The organism is Flavobacterium branchiophilum NBRC 15030 = ATCC 35035 (genome assembly GCF_002217205.1).
Classification (GTDB): domain Bacteria; phylum Bacteroidota; class Bacteroidia; order Flavobacteriales; family Flavobacteriaceae; genus Flavobacterium; species Flavobacterium branchiophilum.
Genome location: NZ_MUGT01000173.1, coordinates 1 through 4,051 on the forward strand (window position 1 = coordinate 1; position 4,051 = coordinate 4,051).

The following is a 4,051-nucleotide window of genomic DNA, read 5'->3' on the forward strand; positions in this document are numbered from 1 at the left end:
GCTGATCATCACGCAATCCCATAACTGATCGTATCTTGTGCATCATTGCCCAAATAGGTTCATATCGTTTATGTCCTAATTGACGTTGCATTTCTTTAGCTGAGAAACTTTTCTTAGTGCATGTCAGTAAATGCATTGCTATAAACCAATACTGATAAGACAATTTACTGTTTTCCATAACAGTTCCTGAGCGTAAAGTGATTCTATTTCTACACTTTTTACATTCATATTGATCACGGTCTTGTTTCCAATAATGTGTGGCATTATTACACTTTCTGAAAACAATTCCTTCTTTATCTCGAATTGCTTTGAATTTATTCTTACAACTCTCTTCATCTGGATATACTTTATAAAAATCTAAAATATTCATAGGGAAATTTTTCTATAAAATTAAGTTATTTTTATTAGGAAAACAAGCGGATAAGCATATATTATAATCTTTATCTATCATAAAGTTTGTAATTTCTTTATAACTATCATCTCCTGGCTCGTACCATTCGCCTTCAACATATTGCTTTGAAATTACTTTATTATCTAAAATTGTTAGAAGAAAAAATCTATAATTAAAATCTCCACAATCCATAGGAACAATTATTACGTTTATGTTTTTAAAAGTAGGCAAAGGGATATATCTTACGCTTTTTTCACCACAAAAATATTCATCAATCCCAAAAATAGAGCAATTAAGATTATTATATTTAACTGTTTTGATGTCTATTTTTTGATTGTACGGCAATATTAATTCGCTTTTAACAATACAATCATTGTCATCTGAGGCTGTAGCATCTTTTTTTGATTCAACTGGTTTTACATTATCTATTGTTTTAGTTGAAATAGTATCAATAGTAATTAGTTTTTCATCTACTTTTGATGCTCCATCTTTTTTACATTTAACAAATAACAAACTAGTTATTATAATAAAAGTAAAGACTAAGTTTTTATTTTTTAACATAAGTATTATTGTTTTACAAAGGATAAATATTTTTCTTCACATTGTGTAAAATGAATATATTCATTTATAGAATTTCCATAATTTTGTATTTGAATTTTATCATTTTCATATTGTCCTTCTATTTTTCCAAAAGATAAATAAGTAGAACCTTCTACTTCTTGTTTCTTAACTTTACCTTTTGAAATTATTTTATTTTTATCATAAATTAAAAATGAATAACCTCCTGAATTTTTTTCAATTTTTATTTTAAACCTTGAATTTTCACAAGTTTTTAAAACATATAATCCTTCAACATTATTTTCATAAGATTTCATAGGTATTAAAGTAGCTTTTTTAGGAGCAAAAACTTCTCCTTTTATACTAATTATTTCCCAGATAATATTTTGACTATCAAAATAGATTTTAGCTTTACCACTTGCTTTAGTATCTAAGAAACCTTTAAAATCTACATAGGCAATATCATCTTTTATTTTTCCTGTAATATTATAGCTAATCTTGTCATTACAATCAATTTTACGCCCATTTTTAGCCACTGCACAATATTGCCCTTTAATAATATCTTTTTCTGCAATCAACTTTAACTCAAAAGTTTTATTAAGTAATTCATTTTCTTCTGAATTAAACTCATAATTCCAAGTGCCATTAAAATCATTATTAACTGTATTCTCGATATTGAAATTAACAACATCAGTTTTATCATTATTTAAAGTAGTTCTATTTTTACTAAATATAAAAAATACAAAAAGAAATATCAAATTAAATGTTTTAGTCATTTTCTTATAATTTTATGTTTAAACAATCATCAACTCTATTATGCCAACCATCTAAAAATTTATAATTTTTAGTATGCTTACCATCTTTAATGGCTAAGTTAGTATAGTATTCCTTTCTAATTGCTCCAATTCTTTTAAGCAATTTATCTTGGTCCTCAACGCTATTGATCGCTTCAATAGTCTTTGAACCAATACCACCATCAGCAGTTATCTTTTTATCAAACTCATCAATCAACAATTCTTGAACTTTTTTCGCTGCTCCTCCAGAAGTTATTGTCCAATCATAAATCATTAGACTTACTTTATCATCTTCAATTTTACAAAATCCTTTTGGTTCCCAATAGCGCTTTCTGTATATTATTGTAGCTTGATCATCAGTTATTTTTTTTAAATTTTCTGATGTCGGTTCAATACCCAAATCTTCTTTAGCATATTGTTTAAAAGTGCCTATTGTAATACCTTTATTTGTTTCTCCTCCAGAATCATCAGGATCATTTACATATCCTCCCTCATGTTTCAATATAATAGGGGCAACTTTTTTAAATTTATCTTCACAAGAACCTGCAACAACTGGTTTGTTAACATTTGGTTCAGATTTATTTCCTCCTCCAAAACAAATACAAGTCTTTTCAAAACCTAGCTCATTAGCAAGACTTACAATAGACTTTCCATTTAAATCTGCTAAAGTTTTTACAAAATATTTATCATCATGATAAATTGAACTGAACTCTCGTACATCATAATGAACCCAAGTTAATGCTCCAACGGCTTCAGATTCTAAATTAAATATATTGCCTTCTTTCCAATCCCATTTAGCTCCCAAATATTTATTAAATACATCTTTACGGATAGTATTCATATCAGCTGTTGTCCTTGTCCTTTTACCCTTACTATCATTAAAGTGTAAATCTAAAGCTTTACCCATGTGATTAGTTGTTGGTTTTTTTAAATATTCTTCATGGAATCTGCATCTATAACCAGAATTAATTTTATTCAATGAGAATCTTCCATCTTTTGCTAAATAAAATATTACTGCTCTAACTGAAGAAAGTAAACTTCTGTGTAATCCTGGGTATTCATACCTATGATGCCCCTCATCTTTTAAGTTTTTCAAATAAAGTCCTTTATTACTATTATCTCCAAAACCTGTGCAAGTTCCACACTTACATTTTACTTGATCAAAAGTAAAATTATATTTGGTTGAAAACTCATCAATCGCTTTCAACACATTACCACAAACTTTACCTGTTTCAGGGACTTTCATATAATCTCGTTGAAACTGTTTTATCATTTTTTCGGTACGGTCTGTAAACTCATCTGTTGGTACGTTTCCACCAAACCCAGCTAAACGAATATTAATTTCTCTTATGAGTTCGCTCTTATCTCCTTTTTTAATGCAATATTTTTCACCACAAGATTTTCCTTCTGTTTTTTCTGTAGCCCCAACTTTCACCACCTTATTACTATCATCCACAGGATCAGTACCAAACCCAGAATTATTAACATTTAAGGTTGCTGTTTTTGTGTGCGAGTGGGTTTCCAACACTTCTATATCCACAAAAAGTTCTTGTTCCCAGCCTTCAAAAGTATCATCGCCTTTGCTTTTTGACACCTTTTTTAAATCGATGTCAATATACATACAATCGCTGTTTTTTGGTAGGTCAAATACCTGGTTTATCAACTCATCATCTACCAAATAACCACCGTCGTCTTCCATTAATTTAAAACGAATTTTTTTGCCTTGCAATCCGTTGTAATAAACGTGGACTTTCAAAGTGATGTCGGAGGTTTTGAAGATTTTTACATCGGTAATCTCTTTTTTTACCGATGGTTGTGTTGGTGTGCTTGGCTTTGGCACATTTGGTTTTGGTTTTTTAGGGTCTTGCACTGGTATTTTTTTCTTAACTGGCGGTGCTGGCTCTTCTAGTGCGTTCACATCTATATTGTTGCTTGCACTTTGTAAATTTCTCAAAGATGCTGTTACATAATATTCGTGTAGTTTACCTTCGCCACCATTTGTTTGAAAGGCTTTTGCCATTTTATCAAAACTTGGCATAAGTTTAAAACTTTTTCGAGTTACTTACTTAGGAGCTACAATTAATTTCCATCCTACCCATTCGTGATTTATCATTCTTTTTATTAGATTATCAAAAATTGTTTCTTTATATATTGATCTATTTAATCGATAAAAATATTCGTTTAAATATTTTTGTAAATGATGTTTACTAACGTGAGTTTGTATTGTTCGTAATCCAGATTTTAGTTGTTGAATGATGTTGTTAATTTGTTTGAAATTTACCGTAGGTTGGCTTATTTCTTGTTTTAA

General features: G+C 29.1%; 4 protein-coding genes and 1 pseudogene. All 5 read right to left on the minus strand.

Translation table 11 applies throughout. The annotated features are described in order from the left end of the window. Nucleotides 1-370: pseudogene (locus B0A58_RS15300) on the minus strand (IS1595 family transposase); the annotation flags it as partial. 12 nt (nt 371-382) lie between these two features. Beyond that, nucleotides 383-952: a hypothetical protein gene (locus B0A58_RS15305; RefSeq protein WP_089081765.1), complete on the minus strand. Its 570-nt coding sequence runs from the start codon at nt 950-952 to the stop codon at nt 383-385. A gap of 5 nt (nt 953-957) precedes the next feature. Further along, nucleotides 958-1,725, minus strand: coding sequence for a hypothetical protein (locus B0A58_RS15310; RefSeq protein ID WP_089081766.1), 768 nt, complete (start codon nt 1,723-1,725; stop codon nt 958-960). 4 nt (nt 1,726-1,729) lie between these two features. Further along, nucleotides 1,730-3,781, minus strand: coding sequence for a glycosyl hydrolase 108 family protein (locus B0A58_RS16695; protein ID WP_207758864.1), 2,052 nt, complete (start codon nt 3,779-3,781; stop codon nt 1,730-1,732). A 24-nt stretch (nt 3,782-3,805) separates the two neighbouring features. After that, nucleotides 3,806-4,051 (minus strand): transposase (locus B0A58_RS15320; RefSeq protein WP_165766333.1); only part of this gene is annotated, 246 nt, incomplete at its 5' end.